General features: G+C 53.4%; 32 protein-coding genes and 1 pseudogene. 14 read left to right on the top strand and 19 right to left on the bottom strand.

The features are described 5' to 3' along the window. Positions 1 to 25 precede the first annotated feature (25 nt). From SYN8016DRAFT_RS04925 to nth, 5 genes are all read right to left on the bottom strand, one after another. Complete coding sequence (locus SYN8016DRAFT_RS04925; protein WP_006853206.1) at positions 26 to 847, bottom strand: PfkB family carbohydrate kinase; 822 nt, start codon at positions 845 to 847, stop codon at positions 26 to 28. After that, the gene (locus SYN8016DRAFT_RS04920) at positions 848 to 1,342 is read right to left on the bottom strand and encodes a hypothetical protein (protein ID WP_173362173.1); all 495 of its coding nucleotides are present in this window, start codon (positions 1,340 to 1,342) and stop codon (positions 848 to 850) included. Positions 1,343 to 1,472: 130 nt separating this feature from the next. Further along, positions 1,473 to 1,742 carry a hypothetical protein gene (locus tag SYN8016DRAFT_RS04915; RefSeq protein ID WP_006853204.1) on the bottom strand — a complete coding sequence of 90 codons (270 nt, stop codon included), beginning with the start codon at positions 1,740 to 1,742 and terminating at the stop codon, positions 1,473 to 1,475. Between the two features lie 61 nt (positions 1,743 to 1,803). Next, positions 1,804 to 2,040: a high light inducible protein gene (locus tag SYN8016DRAFT_RS04910; RefSeq protein WP_006853203.1), complete on the bottom strand. Its 237-nt coding sequence runs from the start codon at positions 2,038 to 2,040 to the stop codon at positions 1,804 to 1,806. A gap of 58 nt (positions 2,041 to 2,098) precedes the next feature. Next, positions 2,099 to 2,752: an endonuclease III gene (gene nth, locus SYN8016DRAFT_RS04905; protein WP_006853202.1), complete on the bottom strand. Its 654-nt coding sequence runs from the start codon at positions 2,750 to 2,752 to the stop codon at positions 2,099 to 2,101. Positions 2,753 to 2,802: 50 nt separating this feature from the next. Here nth and SYN8016DRAFT_RS04900 point away from each other — a divergent pair, with 50 nt between their 5' ends. Further along, on the top strand, positions 2,803 to 3,009 hold the full coding sequence (locus SYN8016DRAFT_RS04900) for a hypothetical protein (protein WP_006853201.1): 207 nt from the start codon (positions 2,803 to 2,805) through the stop codon (positions 3,007 to 3,009). A gap of 50 nt (positions 3,010 to 3,059) precedes the next feature. On the opposite strand, the gene SYN8016DRAFT_RS04895 is transcribed toward SYN8016DRAFT_RS04900, so the two are convergent. Continuing rightward, on the bottom strand, positions 3,060 to 3,278 hold the full coding sequence (locus SYN8016DRAFT_RS04895; RefSeq protein ID WP_006853200.1) for a hypothetical protein: 219 nt from the start codon (positions 3,276 to 3,278) through the stop codon (positions 3,060 to 3,062). Between the two features lie 169 nt (positions 3,279 to 3,447). Here SYN8016DRAFT_RS04895 and SYN8016DRAFT_RS04890 point away from each other — a divergent pair, with 169 nt between their 5' ends. After that, on the top strand, positions 3,448 to 3,672 hold the full coding sequence (locus SYN8016DRAFT_RS04890) for a hypothetical protein (protein WP_006853199.1): 225 nt from the start codon (positions 3,448 to 3,450) through the stop codon (positions 3,670 to 3,672). On the opposite strand, the gene SYN8016DRAFT_RS04885 is transcribed toward SYN8016DRAFT_RS04890, so the two are convergent. Together SYN8016DRAFT_RS04885 and SYN8016DRAFT_RS04880 are read right to left on the bottom strand one after the other, a co-directional pair. Beyond that, positions 3,657 to 4,193: a rhomboid family intramembrane serine protease gene (locus SYN8016DRAFT_RS04885; RefSeq protein WP_006853198.1), complete on the bottom strand. Its 537-nt coding sequence runs from the start codon at positions 4,191 to 4,193 to the stop codon at positions 3,657 to 3,659. The two genes, SYN8016DRAFT_RS04890 and SYN8016DRAFT_RS04885, sit on opposite strands and share 16 nt — an antisense overlap. After that, a complete protein-coding gene (locus SYN8016DRAFT_RS04880; protein WP_006853197.1) occupies positions 4,190 to 4,879 on the bottom strand; it encodes an SIMPL domain-containing protein in 690 nt (229 codons plus the stop codon). The genes SYN8016DRAFT_RS04885 and SYN8016DRAFT_RS04880 overlap by 4 nt, the downstream gene beginning before the upstream one ends. Before the next feature lie 181 nt (positions 4,880 to 5,060). Here SYN8016DRAFT_RS04880 and SYN8016DRAFT_RS04875 point away from each other — a divergent pair, with 181 nt between their 5' ends. Further along, on the top strand, positions 5,061 to 6,593 hold the full coding sequence (locus SYN8016DRAFT_RS04875; RefSeq protein WP_006853196.1) for an NAD(P)/FAD-dependent oxidoreductase: 1,533 nt from the start codon (positions 5,061 to 5,063) through the stop codon (positions 6,591 to 6,593). 36 nt (positions 6,594 to 6,629) lie between these two features. Here SYN8016DRAFT_RS04875 and SYN8016DRAFT_RS04870 read toward each other — a convergent pair whose 3' ends face one another. From SYN8016DRAFT_RS04870 to SYN8016DRAFT_RS04860, 3 genes are all read right to left on the bottom strand, one after another. Next, positions 6,630 to 7,283: a class I SAM-dependent methyltransferase gene (locus SYN8016DRAFT_RS04870; protein ID WP_006853195.1), complete on the bottom strand. Its 654-nt coding sequence runs from the start codon at positions 7,281 to 7,283 to the stop codon at positions 6,630 to 6,632. A gap of 109 nt (positions 7,284 to 7,392) precedes the next feature. Further along, entirely contained in the window at positions 7,393 to 7,608 is a 216-nt protein-coding gene (locus SYN8016DRAFT_RS04865; RefSeq protein ID WP_006853194.1) for a TIGR02450 family Trp-rich protein, read from the bottom strand. Positions 7,609 to 8,041: 433 nt separating this feature from the next. Then, positions 8,042 to 8,620: a L,D-transpeptidase gene (locus SYN8016DRAFT_RS04860; RefSeq protein WP_006853193.1), complete on the bottom strand. Its 579-nt coding sequence runs from the start codon at positions 8,618 to 8,620 to the stop codon at positions 8,042 to 8,044. Positions 8,621 to 8,893: 273 nt separating this feature from the next. Here SYN8016DRAFT_RS04860 and SYN8016DRAFT_RS15715 point away from each other — a divergent pair, with 273 nt between their 5' ends. After that, positions 8,894 to 9,316 (top strand): DUF4278 domain-containing protein, encoded by a 423-nt coding sequence (locus SYN8016DRAFT_RS15715; RefSeq protein WP_253909781.1) that lies wholly within the window; start codon positions 8,894 to 8,896, stop codon positions 9,314 to 9,316. Between the two features lie 93 nt (positions 9,317 to 9,409). Here SYN8016DRAFT_RS15715 and SYN8016DRAFT_RS04850 read toward each other — a convergent pair whose 3' ends face one another. Further along, positions 9,410 to 9,676 (bottom strand): hypothetical protein, encoded by a 267-nt coding sequence (locus tag SYN8016DRAFT_RS04850; protein ID WP_006853191.1) that lies wholly within the window; start codon positions 9,674 to 9,676, stop codon positions 9,410 to 9,412. Positions 9,677 to 9,781: 105 nt separating this feature from the next. Between SYN8016DRAFT_RS04850 and SYN8016DRAFT_RS04845 the strand changes: the two genes are divergently transcribed. Next, on the top strand, positions 9,782 to 10,459 hold the full coding sequence (locus tag SYN8016DRAFT_RS04845; protein ID WP_006853190.1) for an SDR family oxidoreductase: 678 nt from the start codon (positions 9,782 to 9,784) through the stop codon (positions 10,457 to 10,459). A gap of 134 nt (positions 10,460 to 10,593) precedes the next feature. Here the strand turns inward: SYN8016DRAFT_RS04845 and SYN8016DRAFT_RS04840 are convergent, their stop codons facing one another. The 3 genes and pseudogenes from SYN8016DRAFT_RS04840 to SYN8016DRAFT_RS15710 form a co-directional block, all read right to left on the bottom strand. Then, positions 10,594 to 11,973: an NAD-dependent succinate-semialdehyde dehydrogenase gene (locus tag SYN8016DRAFT_RS04840; protein WP_006853189.1), complete on the bottom strand. Its 1,380-nt coding sequence runs from the start codon at positions 11,971 to 11,973 to the stop codon at positions 10,594 to 10,596. A gap of 56 nt (positions 11,974 to 12,029) precedes the next feature. Beyond that, positions 12,030 to 12,704: pseudogene (locus SYN8016DRAFT_RS04835) on the bottom strand (bestrophin family ion channel); the annotation flags it as partial. Positions 12,705 to 12,716: 12 nt separating this feature from the next. Further along, complete coding sequence (locus SYN8016DRAFT_RS15710; RefSeq protein ID WP_006853187.1) at positions 12,717 to 12,965, bottom strand: hypothetical protein; 249 nt, start codon at positions 12,963 to 12,965, stop codon at positions 12,717 to 12,719. Between the two features lie 56 nt (positions 12,966 to 13,021). Here SYN8016DRAFT_RS15710 and SYN8016DRAFT_RS04830 point away from each other — a divergent pair, with 56 nt between their 5' ends. Further along, positions 13,022 to 14,158, top strand: a complete 1,137-nt coding sequence (locus SYN8016DRAFT_RS04830) for an NAD(P)-binding protein (protein ID WP_006853186.1) — start codon at positions 13,022 to 13,024, stop codon at positions 14,156 to 14,158. A gap of 241 nt (positions 14,159 to 14,399) precedes the next feature. Here the strand turns inward: SYN8016DRAFT_RS04830 and SYN8016DRAFT_RS04825 are convergent, their stop codons facing one another. Then, positions 14,400 to 14,801, bottom strand: coding sequence for a DUF1499 domain-containing protein (locus SYN8016DRAFT_RS04825; protein ID WP_006853184.1), 402 nt, complete (start codon positions 14,799 to 14,801; stop codon positions 14,400 to 14,402). Positions 14,802 to 14,940: 139 nt separating this feature from the next. On the opposite strand from SYN8016DRAFT_RS04825, the gene SYN8016DRAFT_RS04820 reads away from it, so the two are divergent. Continuing rightward, positions 14,941 to 16,263, top strand: coding sequence for a Rieske 2Fe-2S domain-containing protein (locus SYN8016DRAFT_RS04820; RefSeq protein WP_006853183.1), 1,323 nt, complete (start codon positions 14,941 to 14,943; stop codon positions 16,261 to 16,263). Further along, positions 16,232 to 16,555 carry a cupin domain-containing protein gene (locus tag SYN8016DRAFT_RS04815; protein ID WP_006853182.1) on the top strand — a complete coding sequence of 108 codons (324 nt, stop codon included), beginning with the start codon at positions 16,232 to 16,234 and terminating at the stop codon, positions 16,553 to 16,555. Before SYN8016DRAFT_RS04820 ends, SYN8016DRAFT_RS04815 begins: the two co-directional genes overlap by 32 nt. A 52-nt stretch (positions 16,556 to 16,607) precedes the next feature. On the opposite strand, the gene SYN8016DRAFT_RS04810 is transcribed toward SYN8016DRAFT_RS04815, so the two are convergent. Beyond that, complete coding sequence (locus tag SYN8016DRAFT_RS04810; RefSeq protein ID WP_006853181.1) at positions 16,608 to 16,856, bottom strand: DUF1651 domain-containing protein; 249 nt, start codon at positions 16,854 to 16,856, stop codon at positions 16,608 to 16,610. Between the two features lie 179 nt (positions 16,857 to 17,035). Between SYN8016DRAFT_RS04810 and SYN8016DRAFT_RS04805 the strand changes: the two genes are divergently transcribed. Next, entirely contained in the window at positions 17,036 to 18,037 is a 1,002-nt protein-coding gene (locus SYN8016DRAFT_RS04805) for an NAD(P)-dependent alcohol dehydrogenase (protein ID WP_006853179.1), read from the top strand. Between the two features lie 49 nt (positions 18,038 to 18,086). Here SYN8016DRAFT_RS04805 and SYN8016DRAFT_RS04800 read toward each other — a convergent pair whose 3' ends face one another. Beyond that, a complete protein-coding gene (locus SYN8016DRAFT_RS04800; RefSeq protein ID WP_159098302.1) occupies positions 18,087 to 18,455 on the bottom strand; it encodes a hypothetical protein in 369 nt (122 codons plus the stop codon). On the opposite strand from SYN8016DRAFT_RS04800, the gene SYN8016DRAFT_RS15295 reads away from it, so the two are divergent. The 4 genes from SYN8016DRAFT_RS15295 (at position 18,454) to SYN8016DRAFT_RS04785 (ending at position 20,469) form a co-directional block, all read left to right on the top strand. Beyond that, positions 18,454 to 18,618 carry a hypothetical protein gene (locus SYN8016DRAFT_RS15295; RefSeq protein ID WP_159098301.1) on the top strand — a complete coding sequence of 55 codons (165 nt, stop codon included), beginning with the start codon at positions 18,454 to 18,456 and terminating at the stop codon, positions 18,616 to 18,618. The two genes, SYN8016DRAFT_RS04800 and SYN8016DRAFT_RS15295, sit on opposite strands and share 2 nt — an antisense overlap. Positions 18,619 to 18,637: 19 nt before the next feature. Next, a complete protein-coding gene (locus tag SYN8016DRAFT_RS04795) occupies positions 18,638 to 18,820 on the top strand; it encodes a hypothetical protein (RefSeq protein WP_038013376.1) in 183 nt (60 codons plus the stop codon). A 379-nt stretch (positions 18,821 to 19,199) separates the two neighbouring features. Next, positions 19,200 to 19,895 carry an AhpC/TSA family protein gene (locus tag SYN8016DRAFT_RS04790; protein ID WP_006853176.1) on the top strand — a complete coding sequence of 232 codons (696 nt, stop codon included), beginning with the start codon at positions 19,200 to 19,202 and terminating at the stop codon, positions 19,893 to 19,895. Position 19,896: 1 nt separating this feature from the next. Continuing rightward, on the top strand, positions 19,897 to 20,469 hold the full coding sequence (locus tag SYN8016DRAFT_RS04785) for a pyridoxamine 5'-phosphate oxidase family protein (protein ID WP_006853175.1): 573 nt from the start codon (positions 19,897 to 19,899) through the stop codon (positions 20,467 to 20,469). Here SYN8016DRAFT_RS04785 and SYN8016DRAFT_RS04780 read toward each other — a convergent pair. Beyond that, on the bottom strand, positions 20,459 to 20,932 hold the full coding sequence (locus SYN8016DRAFT_RS04780; protein ID WP_006853174.1) for a hypothetical protein: 474 nt from the start codon (positions 20,930 to 20,932) through the stop codon (positions 20,459 to 20,461). The two genes, SYN8016DRAFT_RS04785 and SYN8016DRAFT_RS04780, sit on opposite strands and share 11 nt — an antisense overlap. Positions 20,933 to 21,068: 136 nt before the next feature. Between SYN8016DRAFT_RS04780 and SYN8016DRAFT_RS04775 the strand changes: the two genes are divergently transcribed. Next, on the top strand, positions 21,069 to 21,305 hold the full coding sequence (locus SYN8016DRAFT_RS04775) for a DUF1830 domain-containing protein (protein WP_006853173.1): 237 nt from the start codon (positions 21,069 to 21,071) through the stop codon (positions 21,303 to 21,305). Positions 21,306 to 21,307 lie beyond the last annotated feature (2 nt).

Below are 21,307 nucleotides of genomic sequence, written 5' to 3'. Positions count from 1 at the left end.
ACCGCTCTGACGCAGCGTTTTGGGCTCAGGAGTAAGGCCCGAAGTGTGTTGCGCAGGTCGCTCCGCACTGGGCCCCAAGCTTGACGGCGTCCGTCGTTGACCATCCTGCGGCGAGTCCTGCTGTGACTCCAGCTGCAAAGCTATCGCCGCATCCGTAGGTTTCCGCAAGGGGGCCAGGCAGAGGTTCGGCTTCAAATCGTCCTCCTGGGAAAAGGAGCCCCCCCCTCTCTCCCTCCGTGGCGATCCGCAAGCATGGCGCTGGGGTGAGGGCACCCTCTTCGATGCACTCGCCTGGATCCAGATGGCTGCCGATCAAGGCATCGAGACTGACTTTCGCCTCTTGAAGAACCGGCAAGCGAAGGCGAGGGGTTGCCGTTAAAACCTTGGCGGCTCGTGCCAGCTTCAGGCCCTGCGGATCGGTCGCAGAGACGAAGACGCCAGCGCAATCGGCGAGATGCTCCCAGGGCAGTGGATCAGCAGCGATCGGCGTTAGCCGCTCTCCAATCACCGTGATCGCCCGATCGCTGCTGCGATCGACCAAGCTGATGCCTCGGCGGGTGGGTTGGTCACGCCAGGCAATGATTGGGGTGACACCCAACTCGCGCAGGCGTGCTTCGCTTCGCGCGCCGATTTCATCCTTGCCAAGGGCTGTAAAGAAGGCCACTTTTTGGCCCGTTAGCCTGGCTAATTGAACAGCGACGACAGCGCCAGCACCCGCTGGCTCCTCGAGAGAGCGATGGGCACGACTGATTTGTCCAGGCGAAGGGAGCTCATTGACGGCAAGAAAGGTGACCCATTCGAGGTGCCCTACAACAGCAAGCTTGAGATCAGCGGGCAGTGATCTCATTTAAGGAATCGGCAGGACTGATTTGGCTGCATCTCGGAGGCGCACATTGATTCGACCGCCCACCTGGGTGACGTCTACCGCTCCACCGATGGTCAGCTGATCTTCATCGGATGTCCCTACGAGGACTGGACCTTCATCCACACCTTGCACTTTGACCGGGGCGGTGACTTCGTCAACAGACACTTGTCCTTGCACCTCAAGTGATCGATTTGAGTCAATCAGGACGGGTTTAGTGACGGAAACTTGGCCTTGAACGGGAAGGGCTTCAGGAGCCTCAATGGGAAGATTTTTCGAAGCTTCAATGGCGATCGAACCTTCACTTTTCACGCTGACGGGTGCTTTGAGCTCATCAACCGTGACTCCACCGACCAGGCGGACTGGAAACGGCTGTCCGAGGGGCAGTCCGATGGGGATGGGTTGGCGGAGAATCTGAGTTGCAGCAAGAGCGACAGACCATGCCGCAATCACAACAGCGAGGGGCCATCGGCTCGCCATGGCTAGCGTGAACCAGCGCGGATCGTTGTTGTCTGGCATGCCAATCAATCTAAAAACCCATCTGGTTGTACCGGGTTTTTAAAAAAAAATTAGTGCTTGAGGTCCAGATTTTGAAAATGTCCTCGAGGTTCTATAGCTCGTAATCTTCTTCAAATTGATTGAGAAGACCTTTGTAGAGAACGAGAGTTCCTTCACTTTCTTCTGTGATGCCTTCGGCGTCATATAGCTGGGCGAGATGGGTGCATGCGGCATGCACTTGCACAAAAGCTTCCGCGTATTCGTTTTGGATGTCTTCTTCGCGAATGTCTCGAATGAGGGCGGAAATAAACTCGACTTTCTTATGGGCCGCTTTGATTTCGGCTTCCATGTCTTTGCTGAGTTTGCGCCGCTTCCGAGCCATTGGCCTGAACTGTCAGCTCCTGATCTTAGGGCCAGGGGCTGACAGACATTGGCCGATTTGATCAGAAACAGAAGGGAAGCATCTGAGCGCTACAAGTCGCGTAGCCATCCACGAGAGGGCCGAGGCCGATCTGATGGAGGATTCCCTGACCTGTGAGTCCTTCCGTGATCACTCCGATGACGAAACCGATCATGGCGGCGCGACCATTGAAGAGCTCAACCTTCTTGAGTTGATCTTCGTGAATGGAACGAGCTGCTTTTCCTTGGAACCAGGTGTCGTTTGCAGGGGTGCGATCCATGGTGATGCATCAATTGAAACGAACTGTAACAGAGGTTTGACGTGTGCTCGTGTAAGAGCTAGGGCCTTTTCCAAATCACCGGCTTTCGTCGCTTCGGATAGAGCTCGCGGCACATCGGGCAAACGGTGCCATCGCATCCACGCGCCGTGCAGTGTTCTCGCCCATAAAAAATGATTTGCAGGTGAAGCTTGTTCCAGTGTTCTGCTGGGAAGAGGGATTTCAAATCTTTTTCGGTGCGCTCCACGCTCTCTCCACTGCTGAGTCCCCAGCGCTGCGCCAAGCGATGAATGTGCGTGTCCACGGGGAAAGCCGGTACTCCGAAGGCTTGGGCCATCACCACGCTGGCGGTTTTGTGGCCGACTCCCGGTAGGGCTTCTAGTTCCTCAAAACTGCTGGGCACGGTCCCCCCGTGCACGGTGATCAAGAGCTGAGCGAGTTTGTGCACGTTGCGGGCCTTCGTTTTGGCGAGCCCGAGCTGGCGGATGTGTCCATAAATCTCTTCTTCGGTTAAGGCCGCCATGGCAGTGGGTGTGGGTCCAGCAGCAAACAGGGCTGGAGTCACTTCATTGACCTTTTTGTCAGTGCACTGTGCACTCAGGAGCACAGCGATCAACAGGCTGAAAGGGTCGCTGTGATCAAGAGGAATGGGTGGATTTGGATAGTGCTCATCCAGGCGGCAGAGCAGATGGGAAGCACGCTCTTTTCTGAGCAATGGTCATTGAGTTGCAGGACTGCCATCATGGCCGCACTGCTTTTGCGGCCATGACATCGGTTCGTCACGACGGTTCATCAGACGTCACGTCGGCCTATCAGCGTGCGATCGCTCGAGAAGAAAACGCCGTGATCCCCACTCAGCGGATCGCAGCGGTTGAGCCCCGCGTGAGCCAAGCGATCGCTGAGCCCGAAGCTGATGGAGATTCCGATCTCTACCGCCATCACAGTCGGCAGCAAACGCTCGAGGGAGCCTGAAGGCTGGGATCGTTGCCTCCATGCTGCCTGATCAAGACACGAGGGATTGGCTAGTCGGCAACCGGTTGAATCGCTTTTTTAAGGGTGTCCACTCCTTTCTGAATCGCTTCTTTGGGAGCTTCGATCATTCTTTTCTGTGTGTTTGACCAAATGGTGACGGCATACACAAGCGCACCTCCAAGAATTAACGCCGCTAAAACCAAGCCAATGCCCGTGCCGCCGCCTCCTTGCTTGATCACAACAGGTTGCTGCTGATTGCCTTCAGACATAGGAGGACCCTGCTGCTTCTATCAAAGTGATCACCCCAAGGTCTTAGCGAGGTGCAGGCTCAATGTCAGGTTGCTTCAAGAAGCTTTGAAAGAAACTCCTTGGCTGAACGAATTGAATGAACGGTTGGCCTAGCGTCGAATTGAACAAGCATTTTCATAAGGAGCTGCCGTGAACACCGCCGTGAGGGGGATTCTCTACGTTTCGGTTTGGGTTGTTGTGTGGGGTGTCGCCTCATCACTCGTGGATTGGGTGTTGTTAAGCGGAGAGGTCTACGAGATGGGGTCTTTCGGACAAGTGGCCACATTTATCGGCTACGGCGCCGCTTGTTCTGTTTTGGCTGTTCGTCTGTCTGGACGCTTTCTCAAATCAGCTGAGGATCAGGCTGACGGCTGATGGGGCTCGCGCGAAACAGCGCCTGCTGCCAAAAGGCCAGCAATGAATCCACTCGCGTGGCCAATCCAGCTCACTCCCGCGGGTGAGGCCCAGGGCAGCAATCCAGGGAGGGCGCTTCCGTAAAAAGCAACGGCAATAACGGTTAACGCAATGGCCAGCGGTCGTCGTTCGAGAAATCCGATGAGAACGAGGTAGCCAAGAAGTCCATAGACGACTCCAGACAATCCGTGGCTACCAACCGGCCAAAACAACCAGAGCGGAATTTCGAGAAGAATCACAGCAATCCAAACCGCCACGTAACCGCGCAGGCTTTTCAACAGCACCAGATAGCTGAGGGGCAAAAAAACGATGCTGTTGCCAATCAGGTGGCCAAGATCTCCATGGCTGAAGGGAGCGGTGAGCAGAGTCCACCAAGGCGTGCCAGGCCCCATCGCCAAATTCCAGCGTCCCCCCAGCAGGAGTTGGTCGATGCCTTCCTGTAGCCAGGACAGGCCTAAAAGGATCAAGGGAAGAGCAATCACTGCACTCTGAATGTCACTCCCATCACCGCAGTGATGTCTTTATCGATCGTGCTCGTGTCATAGGAGCCATAGCTCCCCATTTTGGTGGAGTTCGGAACGGTGATTTGGAAGGTTCCTGTGTCGGCATTGGTGATGGCTCCAATGCCGGAGCCAGCCTCACCTGCGATCGCAATCGCGCGTTCTCGAGCATCGGCGGTGGCTTTGGCCAACATATCGACGCGTTTTTCAGCCAGTTTTGTGTAGGTGTAAGCCGGTGGTTGAATCGCCAACGAGACACCATCGCCAATCAAGTTGCTGATGTTGTTGGATGCCTTTCGGATTAACGCCACATCTGAGCTGCCAACGTGAATGGACTGACGTGCCGTCCACTCTGTGTTGGTGAGCACGCCTGTCACACGGTTGCGAATTTCGTTGCGATCCGTTCTTAAAACAGTGAGTTGGGTGCTGCTTTCTGGAATGCCCGCATCGCGAAGGAAGGAAAGCGTGCGCTTCAAATCAGGTTGAAGATTTTGATAGGCCTGCTGTTGGCTAAGACCGCCACCACTCACCGTGACGGTCCAATCCGCATAGTCACTGCGCAGCCGTTCGGTGCTGGCACCGGTCACCGTCACGGTGTCTGTTGCGGTTCGAATTCCCTTTACCGCAACAGCTCCAGCCACAACAAGTCCGCCGCTGAGCACCAGCATTGGCAACACCAAGGGAGGTGTTCGACGCCATAGCGGCAGCTGGTTCTGGCCTGAGGACGAAGGGTCTGTCACGGACTTTGGGCTTTCAACCATTTCAACCGATTTTTGGATTGGGACGTGTTTTTCGCAATCACAGCTGTGACTGGCTATGACCCGAGCTGAGATCCCTGATAGGTGATGGATGCCAAAAAGCGCTGAGGTGATCGTGATTGGCAGCGGGATCGGTGGCTTGTGCTGTGCTGGTCTCACCGCACGGGCTGGAAAGGACGTTCTTGTTCTTGAAGCCCATCGCCAACCAGGCGGCGCTGCCCATGGCTTTGAACGTCAGGGCTATCACTTCGAATCGGGTCCCTCCCTCTGGAGTGGATTGTCACGTTGGCCAAGCAGCAACCCCCTCACTCAGATCCTGCGTGCTTTGGATCAGCCCTTGGATGTTGTGAGTTACAAGGACTGGGATGTTTTGTTCCCGGAAGGACATCTCCGCGTTGGGGTTGGAGGGGATGGGTTTGAACGCGTGGTGGAGAGACTGCGCGGACCGGAGGCTGTGGCTGAGTGGCAGCGCTTCACCGCCGTCTTGCAGCCGATTGCAGCTGCTGCAGATGCCCTGCCATTGCTGGCGTTACCCGCATCTGTGGATGGAATTGGTCCTCTTTTGAGGCGTAGTGGGCGACTGGTTCAGCATTTGCCAGCCATCCGCCATCTCAGTGGTGCTTTTGGACCTCTCGTGGACCGTCATCTACAGGATCCATTTCTGCGTCATTGGGTGGATTTGCTCTGTTTTTTGATCAGTGGCATGCCGATGGCTGATACCAATGCAGCAGCGATGGCCACTCTGTTTGGTGAGTGGTTTGACCCAGATTCGTGCCTCGACTTTCCGCGGGGAGGGAGTGCGGCTGTGGTTGATGCACTCGTGCGTGGCTTGGAGTCTCACGGCGGCAGTTTGCGGCTCGGAGCCAACGTGCGCCAGCTGCTACTCGATGGTGATCGTGTCATTGGCGTGGAGATCAGCAATGGCGAGACGCTTCACGCTGATGTTGTGGTGAGCAATGCGGATGCTTGGGGGACAGCGTCTCTGCTACCCGAGATGGCTGCGAAGGCTTGGGGTCAGGAACGGCTTTCGACTCCTGGTTGTCACTCTTTTCTGCACCTGCACTTGGGATTTGATGCGAGCGGCCTGGAGGATCTGCCGATCCATACCGTTTGGGTTGGTGACTGGGAACGGGGAATTGATGCTGAGCGCAATGCTGTGGTGGTGTCGATTCCATCGGTGCTCGATCCATCGATGGCGCCGGAGGGACATCACGTGCTGCATGCCTATACCCCGGCCAATGAACCCTGGTCAGAGTGGGCTGGTTTGCAGAGAGGAACAGCGGCCTATCAGGAGAAACGTGGACAACGCTGTCAGGTGTTTTGGGATGTGTTGGAACAACGCATTCCCGATCTCCGCAGTCGTTGCCAAGTGGTGATGGAGGGGACTCCCCTTACCCACCGTCATTACCTATCCACGCATCAAGGCAGTTATGGACCTGCGTTGTCAGCGGCGAAGGGTCTGTTCCCTGGGGTGACCACCCCCCTGCAGGGTCTGTTTCAGTGTGGTGCCAGTTGTTTTCCAGGAATTGGGATTCCACCCGTGGCTGCAAGTGGTGCGATGGCGGCCCACGCCATTACGGGACGCAAGGCTCAGAAGGAATTGCTTCGATTCCTCGAGCTGTAGGCGCTTCCGTTCTTCGATGTTCCTGAAGAGAGGTGGTTAGTCGATGCTTTTGCGCGCGACAACGGCAAAAAAGGGATCACCTTTTCCTCCTACCAGTCCCATCAAGCCACCGGCTTTGGTTTCCTCAGCAAAAACACGGATGTCGGTCCAGCCATTGGCTTGCAGCACCGTTCCGACATAGTCAAGGTGCTGCATGTCGTCGTTGTCAGTCCAAACCTGTGGCGCCTTCGTGAAAAACATCCGATTGGAAAAGGCAACGATGGCTGTGCCATTGGGCCTGGTAACGCGAAGCATTTCCGCAGCAACATTTTCTGGTTGCGTCCAGTACTGCCAAGCGGCCACAGCTAGGCAGGCATCAACCGATCCATCCTTTAACGGGATGGTTGGGTCCAAGTTCATGTCTTGGACGTAGTGGCTGTCGAGCCTTGGGTTGGCGACGAGTTCCGCCTCATTCATGCCGTGGCCAATCACGCGCTCGTAATGAATGTCCTCTGGCAAGTGACTCACCCATGACGAACCGAGATCAAGAACAATTGCCCCAGACGGAATGTGTTCTCGATAAAAACTGGTGAGGCGTGTTCTGAAGCCTTCGTCGAGGTGCTGGACGAAGCGTGGTTCAGAATAAAAGACCCGATCTGGCTCGCGGTCGAGCTTGAAACGCTGGTCTTCCGTTAAGACTTGAGTTGCCATTAACTCATTGTGGCGAAAGGAATGGCGTCGTTGCGAGTGCCGTTCATCGATACGAACATGTGACGCGCACTGGGAACAAGCAATCAGTGAAAGGGATCGTCTTGATCACTTATTCCGTCGGTGGAAGTTGTCTCCAACCGCTCGTCCAGACATCCTGATTTTTGAGCTCCGTCCAGGCGATGCGTCGTCGAATACTTGCGTCGAGGACAGCTTCGAGTTCAACCCAGCGATCCTGACCTTTTCCTCCCTGGAAAATCACCCGAAAGTGTCGATACCCTTCCTGAGGAAGCACGCTTGTCCAGGCTTTGGCTAGTTTCCAGGTCATCTTTTTGGAACAAATTCGAGGGTTGATTCGTTGGCGAATGTGAGAATATTTTAGGTGGGTTTGGTGCACCCTATGCCAAATAAAGGGGTTGCAATTTTTTGTGAATTGTGGATCAAGGCCGTAGAAGACTTAATTGATTGAGGCGCCAGCCGAAGTTGGCAGGATTGGAAAGAAACGGCATCGTTCGTTTGATATGGGGTTCATTATGCTTTCTTGTTTCATTCATTAGTCCCAAATGGACCGATTGGGGATGTTTAGACTGCCTCTTGATCAGATTTCTTGGCCTACGCCTTAAAAGAATCCTTGCAGTCTTAGCAGTCGTTTGGCGTTGTCGTTGGTTTCGATAGGTTTGCAATGTGTTTGATCATGCCCAGTTGATGCAGGTCTTTGAGCTTTTTGGGAATGATTTGTCTGGATGTGTATTTTACTTTTGTTAGTCGATAATTGTGAGTTTTCGGATTCCTGTTGCTTGGACCCAGTCCGCAAGGGTTTCAAGGTCTTTGCGATTGGGAAGGCATAGACATCCACTTCCTGGGTTGCAATTGTGAATTCCAAGGCCGCTTCGATCTGTTTCGAATTGGGGCTCTAAGTTAAGCCAAAGATCTGTTCCCCACGGTTCTGGTTGGCCCAGTGCATACGTGCCAATCGGTAGGGGTGCACCGTTGCCTGGACTCCAGAGACGGTCGGCTGTTTGCTTGCTGTTGTAACCGCTAACGGCTGGCCATTCAGCAAGCAGTTGTTCTCCTTTAAACAATTCAAGCGTCCAAGCGCCACTTGGCGTGAATCCTTTTGGGTCGTTGCGCCTTGCCTTGAGTGAAAAGCTTTCTCCTTGTTTCACTTGAAGCAAAGCTGGAGAGGGGCCCTGTTGGCCTGGAGCTTGTGTTGGTGGTGTTTGGAATGCGACGGATTCGATTGTTTCTACGACTGGAATTTGTTTGGCTGATTGTCCAGCTTCACAGCTCAGCATCAGCAGGGGGACTGTGATGCCTAGAGCTTGAAGAGGACGAATCATGGTGAGTATTTGTACTTTTTAAGGATTGAACGGCTTGATTCATCGCCTCAAGCTGGATGCTGAATCCTTTTCCCTTTCTTAGTGGGCAGACAAGAGTCTCTGGAATGCTTTTTGGGGATGTTTGCTGCGCTGGCTGTCATCCCTTCATCATAGAAGTCTTTCCCTGAGCACTCGATTAGGAGACCGGCAGTTGCTGATCTGAAGGGCTCTATCGAGTCAGAATGGATGATTGGCCCATCCGAGGGGCATGGGCAAGAGCGATGACGAGGCGTTTTGAAGCAGGTCGAGGTGGTGTTTTCGATCGACAGACCTTTTCGTCCGGCCTTTGCGATTCGCTGCCTTGCCTCCATGGATTCAAGCGGTTGTTGTCTTTGTATCAGCACGAACGACGCCTGGGATGACGGTTGGCTAGGTTTATGGAGTAGCAACCGCTACCTATTGCATCGTTCACCTCGGTTTTCCGAGGCGCAGACCGACCCAGGCCAAGGAACGGGGACCTGGGTTTTCTCGGAGAACATCATGACTACTCTTCTTTACAGAGGTCAGGCCTACGTAACGCCTAAGACGTCTGACGTCAAAGCATGCATTGAGCTGACTTATCGCCATGAGCACTACAACACGTGCCGTGAGCTTGTTAAGGCTGAGATGCAAGAGCATCCCACTTTGACCTATCGGGGAGTTTCTTACTCTAGATAAATTAGATTTTATCGATTTTAGATTGTAAATTCAATCCCTTGCCCCAGCAACCAATGGTTGTTGGGGTTTTGCATGGATTGATCGCAATGGATATTATTTGTCCCAGATGCTTTTGCACTTGGCTTTTTTATATTGTTCCTTTGCGTTTCTGTAGTTTTTAGTTTGTTCGGAGAGATCTCTGCTCGCTTGTTCGATTAGATCTTTGTCGTCTTTGCTCGAGATAACGTAGCGATTGATGCTCATTTTTGCCCCCAAATTATTCATGACTCGAGTGAGAAGTTCACACTCTGTCATCGCTTGGCTCTGCGGTGGATGCAAGCTGGAGATTGTCAGCAAGGCAATGGCTGTTAGGGATTTCATTGGTTGATCCGTTTGTCTCCCGAATGATGCTGTTTTTATGACCATTCATCTTAGTTCTCGTTTACGGTTGATTCATGCATTCTTGATTTCTGCTCGGAGAGTTGGATGAGTGACCGAACGATTGCGATTACTGGAGCTTCTGGAAAAACAGGCTTTCGTATCGCTGAAGAGTTGATGGTGCATGGAGATCGTCCGCGTTTGTTGGTGCGATCTTCGTCGGTGATTCCCGACACCCTCATGAATGCTGATCAAGTTCGACTCAGCTTGCAAGATCCAATCGCTTTGGACTCAGCCTTAAAGGGCGTAGATGCCCTTGTGATTGCAACGGGTGCGAGGCCTTCGATTGATTTGTTAGGGCCGATGCGGGTTGATGCATGGGGTGTGCGTGCTCAGGTGGAAAGCTGTCTGAGAGTTGGGGTGACCAGGGTGATTCTCGTGAGTTCTCTTTGTGCGGGGCGTTGGCGTCACCCCCTCAACCTGTTCGGTTTGATTCTTGTTTGGAAACGAATTGGGGAGCAGGCTCTGGAGAACAGCGGCTTGGATTGGACTGTGATCAGGCCAGGAGGTCTCAGTGAAAGAGAGGAAACCCTGGAGGAAGAGGGGGTGTATTGGTCAGGTCCCGATCAGCAGGAGAATGATTCCATCCCAAGGCGTCTGGTTGCTCGTTGTTGCTTAGAGGCCTTGAATACTCCTGCTTCGATCGGAAGGATCCTTGAGGTGACAAGCAGTGTGTCTCGACCAGTGATTAGTTTGCCCGATGCATTATTGAGTATTGATTCCTAGAGACCAGGTCTTGCTGATGTGCGATAAATCCACCATCGGGGTTTGATCTCTGGTCGTTGCAATCAAGTTGAAAAGATGGGCCGCCACCCATCTTTTTTAATGGCTGATGAGTCTTTCTGTTGATCCCATCCTCATCAAGCCCCCACAATACTTTTGCTGTTAATGAATTCATGGATGCCAAGCTTCCCCAGCTCTCTGCCATAGCCACTATCTTTAATTCCTCCAAAGGGAACCCGTGGATCACTTCTTACAAAATCATTGATCGCAACGCAGCCTGCTTCAATTTCTTTCACGGCAATTCTTTTGGCATTGGCGGTATTCGCTGAGAAAATGGCTGCTCCCAGTCCAAAGCGAGTATCTGAGGCAAGTTCAACCGCATGGTTGTCATTCTCAGCACGTACAAGGCTCAGCACAGGCCCAAAAATTTCGTCGTCAAATGCGGACATCCCTGGCTTTACATCTTCGAGAATCGTGATGGGATACCACCAGCCTTTTTGTTCTGGTATCATCCCTCCTTGTCGCAGGGTTGCTCCCTGTTCAACACTTTTTTGGACTTGAAGATGAACCTGTTGCCGTAGATCTAATCTTGCTAAAGGTCCAATATTGAAGGCGCGATTCATGGGATCTCCCATGACATAAGAATCCAGCTTTTTTTGTAAGAGTTTAAAGAATTCATCGTAGATATCGTTGACCACAATAAGGCGTTTGGCTGCAATACAAACTTGTCCGGTGCAAAGCATTCGACTTGCTGCACAGCGATCAGCCGCTAAATCAAGATCTGCATCGTGAAGGATCAGGTAAGGATCTTGTCCTCCAAGTTCTAAAACACATTTTTTTAAATTGGCGCCTGCAATGGATGCCACAGCTCGACCGGCCTCTTCGCTTCCTGTAAGGGTGACAGCGCGTACTTTTGGATGTGCAATAACAAGTTTTGCATCTGCCGATCGCATGGGCATATTTGTGAAGACACCTTCAGGGATGTCGCAGCTGTTAAAGATATTTTGAATGGCACTGCTACATCCCGGCACATTGGATGCACCTTTCAGAAGCAGGGTATTTCCTGCCATTAAGGTAGGGGCAATCGCCCTGAATGCTTGCCATAACGGGAAATTCCAAGGCATCACAGCAAACAGAATTCCAAGGGGTTGAGCCGTTACGGTTGCATTCCCTTCACCCAGGTCGATCGTTTCATTTTCAAGGAGTTTCTCTCCATTCTCCGCAAAATAGTTGCAAACCCAGGCACACTTTTCGACTTCTGCCTCTGATTGTTGAATGGGCTTTCCCATTTCTTGAGTAATGCCTTTTGCCAAGGCTGATTTGTTAGCTTCTAGAGCTTGGGAAACTTGATTGAGTGCTTTCTTTCTTAATGAAAACTCAGAGTTTCTCCATTGTTGGAAACCAGAATCTGCCTTCTCTATCGCTTCGATGATCTCCTCTTGTCTCATTAATGGATATGTGGCGATTTTTGATCCTGTGGCAGGATTTATCGATTCCAGGCCTTGCGCTTCTGACATCTTTCCTGTTGTACAGCACTCTCCAATTATGGCTTGTGAGTTCAGTTTTAACTATTTTATGTCCAGCGAACAGGGTCTTTGGAGAAATGGTGGAGACATGAATCGGTTTCATTCCCCAGTAAGTCCCGGCTAATCGTGAGGCAGATCGCATTGAGGGGGAGTGCAAATGTGCTTCCATCTCCATCAAATGGACCTTCAACGTAGGCGCCAATCCGTTCGGCCATTAAGAAGCCTAGGAACAGCACAACTCCCGTGATGTTGCCGACTAAAGATGCCCCATCCGTCTTGAAATTCAGCAGCAGTTGAAAACCGAAGACCCAGCTAAGCATGCGAACAAAGACGTCGTAACTAGCGGGCAATGGGGTGTTTCTAATCCTTTCCAGCCCGCCGATTGCATCGACTGTGGCGTTGGCGATATTCATTAATTGTTCCCTGCCGCGAGCATTAATTTTCTTGCTTTCGTAAAGGTTGCGAACTGCTGCTGCCCTGGCCTGCCCTAATTGCCTTAATGTTGTAGTTGGCTTCATCTCCAGATTTTCCAGGAGGTAGTCTTGGAAGCGCCTCAAATCTTGATGATAAAAGTTTCTCAACTGAAAATTCAGTTGCCAAACCATGGCCACTTGATAACGCACTAAGTTGCGTCCGTGTGCACTGACCAAATGTTCCTCTGGTAGGAGGCTTGTCAGGATGTCCGACCAATTGCGGCTGTGGTTAACAATGGCGCCCCATAGTTGCCGAGCTTCCTACCAGCGGCCAATCGCCTGCGTATTTCGAAAACCAATAAAGATGGAAACCGTGATTCCCATAATTGAAACGACGCTGCCACTTTGTTGCCAATTTGTAGGCACTGTGTCGCTTAATATCAGCGCCCCGATAACCGCTAATAACAGCAGGTCGTAGCGCATACGCCACAGCAATAACAGCAAAACAACGAAATAGTCCCGTCGCGCTGTACGCGGTGGATCTCCGTAGGGCCCAGACTTAATTGACATGGCGTTCCCTAAGAATCGCTTTGACATAAATCCGCGGCCTTTGGCGCTTCACACGCATGATCTTATTTGGTGATTCTCAGCAATCAGACGTTGATCTTGCTGTGATTGGAGCCGGTCTTGCCGGCACTGGGTTTGCTGCCTCGCTTCGCCAACGCGGTTTTGAGGGCACAATTCTGCTGTTTGAGGCCGGTCGGGGTCCGGGTGGCCGGGCGGCGACGCGGCGCCGACGTGATGATTTGCAATGGCGGCTTGACCATGGAGCCCCTTGTTTCAGCTTTAGCCAAGCACCGCAGGGGCCTCTTGCTGACCTATGGAATCCCCTTCTGGAGCAGGGGATTGTCCAGCCCGATTGTGGGCTTGTTGTTGGTTTGAACGAGACGGGTTGTCTTGTTGATCCACCGGATCATCCCCTTCTCCAGGGCCCATGCTTTCGAGGTGTTCCAACGATGGCCTCGGTGCCAGAGGCTTTGCTGAAGCTCGCAGGTGCGAACACGCGAGGGGTGTTCGGAGAACGAATCAGCAGCCTGCGCAGAGAGAACGGTTGGTGGTGTTTTTCAGGTCAGCTGCGGGCGCGCTCTTTAGTGGTCACGGGCAATCTTTTGGCCCATCCCCGTTCCCTGGCGATGTTGGGTTGGCACGATGTCCCGTTGCGCTCATCTGTTCCGCTGAATCTGGATCTCACCTTGGATGCTGCACTTGAGCGAATTCGTGAGATGCATGCATCGGTGCGCTGGAATTTAATGCTCGACTTTCATTGCTTTCCTGAAGAGCTTCCTAGGCAGATTTGGTTGACATCTGATGCTCAAGAAAAATTTGGGATTGAACGGATTGTTCTCCATCGTCAGCAGGACCGACGGCTGGGCTTAGTCGTGCACGGTTTGGACGACGGATCTCCCATCACGCCAGCCAGTCAGCCACGTTTGTTGTTGGAGCAGGAATCACGCCAACGGAAGGCTCTCGCTGAGCTCTTGCTGCCCTGGCCCGAGTTGGCTCAGGCACTCCCGATGGCCCGTTCTTTGGGGGTCATGCGCTGGGGAGCGTCTCAGCCCTTGGATGCTCCCCTGCCACCGTCCCTTCAATGGTGTCAACCCAGCGCTGTTGGTTTTTGTGGAGATTGGATCGCCGGCCCAGGTTTTGGGATGGCTGAAGGGGCTCTTCAAAGTGCGGTTGATCTGGCTGATCAATGGATCTGAGTGAAGACGGATGGGACTGAGGGTGAGTCGCCGAGGAATTAATAACAACAGTTTCAGAACCGATCACCAGAGCTGGTGATCGGTTCGTTCATGCGTCAAAACAGTCCAAAGAGGATCACGCATGCGCTCGGATTATCGCCCTGTTCAGCTCCATGCCAGCGTGCATGATGACGAGCCTTGTATGTGTTTAAGTTGCACTGATCTACTCGGTCGTTTGACATTGAATGCCACACGATCTCAATCACTGTTGCTTCATCAACGCAGTCTCCAGGCTTCGAAGACGTTGTTCGTTGACCCCAAGATCTGATTCTCCCAGTCTTGACACGGAGCGTGCCTGGAGAAGAGATCGCTCCGTATCGGCATAGAGCTCCAGATCGTCAACGAAGCCGAAGATCTCACTGCTGGCAGTTGCATGCAGGTAGTCCGTTCGCTGTTCAACGATTTCTGATCGTGGGGTTTGTTGGATGACGTCGGCGAGTTTGTTCAGGCTTGCGATCGGATCGTTACGCTCCCAATCGCTTCGAGCGCAGTGGGCGGGTGATTCGCAGGGACTGAGTTGACCTTGATGGATGCCGAGATCGGTGGGCATCGGCCCAACGAAATGAAATAGAGCCAGAAGAACGGAAAAAATGGTCAAGACCATAGGAAAGCTTTCTCAGCGTTGATCAAGGGTGTGCAGGAGCCGATGCTCCCGCACTGAACAGTCAATCTGCTCGGTACAGGGTGAATCCTCACGGTATGGATCCTGATCCGACGATCATGGCGTTAGTTGTGAAGCGTCTATGCACCCCAGCTGGAGTGAACAGTGGTGGCCAGTGGCCTATGTGCGCGATCTTGACCCAACCCGTCCCCAGCGATTCACCCTTCTCGAGCAAGATTTGGTGTTGTGGTGGGATGCTCCAGGTGAAAGCTGGAGGGCCTTTAAAGATGTGTGCCCTCATCGTTTAGTTCCTCTCAGTGAAGGGCGGATTAATAGTGCCGGTCAATTGGAATGCCCTTATCACGGTTGGAGTTTTGACGGGCAGGGCAGCTGTCGGGCCATCCCTCAATTGGGGGCAAGAGCTCGCTCGGAATCCCGGCGAACGGCCTGTGGGAGCTTGCCTACTGCCATAGGCCAGGGATTGTTGTTTGTGTGGAGTGGGACCCCTTCAGCCGCTGACTCTGCAGCGCTTCCCTTGGTGCCTGTGCTCCAGGAGCAGGGAGATGGCTGGGCGAATGGCTGGATTGTGCAGGATACCTTCCGAGATCTGCCAATGGATGCGCTCACCCTCCTTGAGAACGTCTTGGATGTGAGTCATGTCCCTTTTACCCATCACCGCACCGTGGGTAAAAGGGAGAATGCATCTCCCGTTGAGGCGGTGATCACCCGCGAGGACTCCCAAGGGTTTGAAGCGTTTTGGCAAGAAGGCCCTCGCAAGGGAAAGCTCGGTTCACAGAACACGCACTTTCGAGCTCCCCAGCTGATGTGGCATGACCTCACGGCGAAGGGTTTCGCGCGCATCTTGACGGTGGTTTACGCCGTACCGATCAGCCGGGGAAAATGTCGATTGTTTGCTCGGTTCCCCTTTCAGTTCAAGTCTGCCCTTCCCCGAGTCTTGGTGGGCTTGCGGCCCCGCTGGTTGCAGCACATTGGCAACCACAAGGTGTTGGAAGACGATCAGGTGTTTCTGCATTGGCAAGAAAGGGTCCTGGAAACAGCAGGTGGTAGTGCTGCTGCTGAACAAGCCTTTGTCCTCAAGACGTCTGCCGATGTGTATGTCAAGGCGCTGCATCGCTGGGTTAATGGCCAAGGAGGCGGCCCCTTCGCAGGCCGACCACTTCCGCCACGACAGGATGTGGAGGCCTTGATGGACCGATATCACAGTCATACCAAGCACTGTGCAAGTTGTTCGGTTGCTTTCCGGCGTATTCGCTCGCTACGGCCTTGGCTATGGGGTTCGCTGTGGTTGTCTGCGGTGTTGATTGGAGCGGGTCAGTTGAGTTGGCTGCTTTGGATGGGTGTAGGTCTCGCGGCCCTCAGCGGTCTTCTGCTCCGACAAACGTCGCGTTGGCAGCGTGGATTGCGCATCGGGGATGGCCAGCCGCCCCGAAATCAGCGAATCTGAAGGGGTCTGCTGGATTTGCATGATGATCAGCGTCACATCGCCTTGTCCTGAGAGCACGATCGTGGCGCTTGGGTTACGTGATTGGCCGATCTGGGGCTGCGACATCAGCACATTTCCCTGGACCTATGACCAGCGTGAAACCTGTTTGTTGTTAGAGGGGGATGTGACGGTGACGCCGGATGGTGGCGAGCCCGTCCGCTTTGGGGCGGGAGACCTCGTGGTGTTTCCAAGGGGGCTGAGCTGCACTTGGGAAGTTCACCAACCTGTCCGCAAGCATTATCAATTTGGCTAGGCGCTTCGAAAGAGAGATTCCGAAGCCAGCTTTGTTTGTTGTGGGAAGACACTCAGATGTCTGAATCTGCACTCCACTGAGGGGCGCAAGGTCTCCAGCCAACCCGGACGAGTTCTCGCCAAAGTTGATCAGCCGTTTGCTGGCTCAAATGGACACGTGTCTTTAAAAGGGGAGGTTCACCTGAAAGAGGTCGCCCTGAATCCACGAAGACGTGTGGATCACGGCCCCCACTTTTTTCGTCGGGGTGGAAGCGTTTCGTGTCAGTGGAGTTTGGGTCCTGGATCCAGGCCTGGCGTGGCATGTCTTTCGAGGGCTGATGACAGAGTCATGCATCCACGCTTCAGCCTGGAAGGGGGCGTAGGGCGAACTCGGAGCCAAGATTCTGTCGCTGGTACAGGTGTTCTAGTAGAGTTGTGTGTGGGCGTCAATGCCTTGCTGGTTGTTGCTGGCTACAGCTGAATCAGGCTTGCAGGATCAATCGTGGACATTTCGGTCTGGGAAGCGGGGAGTGCAACGGCATCTCTCCAAAAGGTCAAGCGAGTTCTGCTTGAGCCCGGTCAGGACGAACTAGTTTTAGAAGTCCTTCACTGCGGTCTTTGCCACAGCGACCTGTCGATGATCGACAACAGCTGGGGCATCAGCCAGTACCCGCTCGTTCCTGGGCATGAAGTTGTGGGCAGGGTCGTCTCTGTAGGACCGGGCGTGGACTCAGCCGTGATCGGGCAGATCCGTGGTTTGGGCTGGATCAGTGGCAGTTGTTTTCGCTGTAATCAATGTTTGGAGGGAACCAGCAATCTTTGTGGGTCGCTGGAGGCGACGATTGTTGGTCGCCAGGGCGGCTTTGCCAGCCACGTGAAAGCCCACCAGGATTGGACCGTGGTTCTTCCCGAAGGGTTGGATCCTGCGGTGGCAGGTCCGTTGTTTTGCGCTGGAATCACAGTTTTCGCACCGCTTGTGGATGAGCAGGTCTCGCCGATGGCCCATGTGGCGGTTGTTGGGATCGGTGGTCTCGGCCATCTGGCGCTGCAGTTCGCTAGAGCCTGGGGCTGTGAGGTCACCGCGCTCACCACTGACGGCACGAAGGCGGATGAGGCCAGGGGGTTTGGGGCTCACAATGTGATGCTTTTGGAAGAGCTCCCCGCATTGCTTGGACGCTTCGATCTCGTCATTAACACCGTGAATCAAGCGCTCGACTGGTCTGCCGTGATGGGATCTCTCGCCCCACGGGGCCGCTTGCATCAGCTTGGAGCCGTCTTGCAGCCAATCCAAGTGGGTGCTTTCGATTTGATCTCCTTCCGTCGGTCGATCACGGGTAGTCCCACGTCCTCACCAGGGAGTCTTCGGAAAATGATGGAGTTCTGCGTGAGGCACGACATCAAACCCCAGGTGGAGCATTTGCCCTTGGATCAAGTCAATGAAGCAATTGAGCGCTTGCATCGTGGTGATGTGCGCTACCGCTTCGTTCTTGATCAGGTGGCCTAAGGGATGGGTGAGCCAGCGCTTGGCTGTCTGGTAGATGTAGCGAAATCAATCATTCAGTACAACCGGAAGAGAGGCGTTCAGTTGTTAGTTTTTCTCGCTTGGCCTGCCAAGTCGCCGCTTCGACAGCCCATGTTTTTTTGAACTCTTCGCTATTACGGGCACTGAGTTTGCAATTTAAATATTCAAATCGCCTGGAGCCTGCCGCTCCTCCTATCCAAGATTGGCTTTGAGATCCGCATTTCTTTCTTACATGCTGTTTTCTAGCTTTTTTGAGGGACTCTTCCTCTGCAGCATTGATCCTGTTGAGGCTGGCTGAAAAGATCTCGCAATTGGCATGCACAGAGCTGGGGATTGTTAGCGCAAGCAACAGCAGCGGAAAGCACACATGTTGGGTTTTCATGCCGAATGCTGCATTCATGAATGAGGTCATCATCGCTCCGCGCCGCGGCACTCGAATCACAGTTCCCAATGGCTGCTCGCTAAGGCTTGTGATCGTGCGTGGGGGCTGGAAAGGCCAGCGTCTTTTGATGTGCTCTCCAGGACAAACCCTTGTGACTTCCTGCATGGTTCGATCAGATTAAAGTTGATGGAGACCTCTCGTTGATCGTGACCTCTAAAAAAAGGGTTGATCCCAGCCAGTACCTTGTGACTGATGGTCACATTTACAAACGTATTGACATCCCCAACGCCTCCTCCAAGCAGTGGAGATTAGAAGAATTAGACATTGAAGAAGCCATCCAGTCGATGATCTCGGATTTTGGTGGTCGCAGTGATGAGATCTAATGTCGCTCCCTTGATGGGTGCTGATGCGACAGGGGTGAAGGGATTGGAAAAAGCAAATTCAGCTGAAAAGAAGCGATAGCTCTTTGAACTATTCGATGGATGTATTTAGGGAAATCAGACGCTGATTGGTCGATCTCCACTCGATTGCACTGGAATCAATTTCCCTGGAATTCTCTTGGAACGGCCCTGAGATCGATTGGTGTGGGATCGGATTGTGTTGGGTTGTTGTTGATGTTGCAACCATGAATTGAAGGGATTTTGCTAAGGGCTTTCTCTCCTTTTCCCCGCGCATGAAATTTTAAAATCTGAAGACAAGCCTAGATTTTGATTAGGGTCTAGAGCCTCAGCTTCGCACTGCTCTGTTAAGGCTCAATCCAACATGAAAGCACCAGAAGCTTTACTCGCCTATCTCCAGCAAATCCCTGGTATGGAATCAGGCGCCAAGCGTTTGGTGCTGCTGTTCACTCAGCTTGGTGATTTCGACTCGATGGAATATGCCCAAGCCCTGGTGCCTGCGCTCTCTCGTTTGGAGCAGGTAGGCATCAAGACTTTGGCCATCGCAATCGGTGATCAAGCAGGTGCTGATCGTTTCTGCGTTTTCACTGGATTTCCAAGGTCTCAGCTTCGGGTGGTTTCCGATGCGGACTTGCATCGCAGTGTTGGTCTTTCACCCGGGCTTCAGGCTGCTGGCGGCCCTTGGTCATCTCTTTTGTTGATGTGTGCGGGGATTGGCTCACCGGGCACGCTTGCTGAAGTTCTAAGGGGATACACAGGGGATCGCAGCGCACCCGCCCGCTTTGATGATTCTTCCCTGTTTCGCCTGGCTGGGGGAAGCGGATTCCAGCGTCCGTTCGAGCTGGCCACGGTTCGTCTTCGCAATATGAACGAAGTGCTGACGAAGTGGAGTACCTACGTACCCAATAACGCCTACATCACGCAGCGAGGCGGCACCTTTCTGTTGGACGAGGATGATTCCGTTCTTTATGTCCACCGAGACCAGGGTATTTTGGGCTTCTCGGAAACCATGAACCAGCCCCTCGCTTTTCTTGACCCTTGGTTGAAAAGCGAGCACTGAAATGGAAGCAGCTCAGTCGCTTCCTCCTTGGAGACCTCTGTTGTCTGCGGCGCGCAAGCGGGAAGGCCGCTCACCGGGTGGTCGCTGGTTGCAGCTTGCAACTCTTGCTATGGATGGCTGCCCGCGGGTGCGAACGCTTGTTTTTCGCGATTGGAGTGCGTCGGCGACGCTGGATCTGCTCACGGATGCCCGCAGCGACAAGACCCTCGAAATTCAAAGAACGCCTGAGGTGGAGTTGTGCTGGCTGTTTCGTAAGGCCCGCGAGCAGTTTCGCCTTCGTGGAACGGCAAGACTGATCGCTCCCGGACAGGATCCTGTCGTACTGGATCAGTCTTGGAGGCAGCTCTCACCCTCTGGGCGATCGGTCTGGGCCTGGCCTCCTCCCGGTGATCCTTTCGATGTTCAAGGGCCATGGCCTCAGGAGGTGTCAGATGACTCAGCGATGCCAGAGCATTTGCGCCTGCTGCGGATTGCGTTGCATCAAGTTGAGCAGCTCGATCTCAAGCCACACCCCCACTTGCGACGCGTGTGGACATCGGCCACCGAATGGCAAGAACAAAGGCTCAATCCTTGAGGGTCCAGAGCGCGAGTCCGCCACCCCGTCCACGAGCTGCCATCCACCCTTCAGGGTTGCGTTCGATCAGAGCGAAAAATGGCGTGCGCCTTTGGTCTGGAGTGGGCAGTGTTTTCTTGAGCAAGACAAGGGCACCCATTCGCAGGGTGAGCGAGTTGAAATGAAAGCTCAGCAGCGGGCGTTTCCCTATCAACGACCCTGGACCTTGAAATTTGAGTTCAATAGGCCCCAAGTTGACGGCATTAGAGAGACGCAACTCTTTGCCGTTGTTCTTTAACCCTGTTTCGATCTCCAGGCGAGCACCCAGGCTTCGCAGCATCCAGCTGCTGAATGGATTTGATGTTTGTGCTCCCTTGGCCCAAACCGTTTGCAGATGCCAGCAGCCCAGGAGATCAGCGCCTTCGAGGCCAGTGCCTTTCAGGCGGACAGCCCTCTCCTTCGCGCTGAGAATGGCGAAATTCATGAAAGCAAGCTGGGGCAAGACAATCGTCGCATTGGAAATAAAAAGAATCTAAAGATGCATCTGTTTTTGTGTTGAGCTAGACAATTTTTATTGGATTTCCAGGGGATGTTCCTGCATCAGCTGATGGAATTCTTCGATGGGTGAGTGTTGTTATCGGAACGATTCATCAAAAATGGTAATCCTCAAATGTATCGGCGAGAGTCAATTTTTTTGTGAAAAAGTTTTGATGCCGTCTGAGGTTTACTTTTTTGAGGCCCCAGATGAGGCTCGCCTTGAAATCTGGTTGCTGAATGGCGGCGAGCCAATGCTGCACATCACAGCCGAGGCTCGGGAGTATGCCTTGATCAGCCACCGCAGGCTGGCTGATCCTTGATC

It is taken from the genome of Synechococcus sp. WH 8016, assembly GCF_000230675.1.
GTDB lineage: Bacteria > Cyanobacteriota > Cyanobacteriia > PCC-6307 > Cyanobiaceae > Synechococcus_C.
The sequence above is the reverse complement of the archived record's forward strand: the minus strand, read 5'-3'. Positions and strand labels throughout refer to the sequence as shown.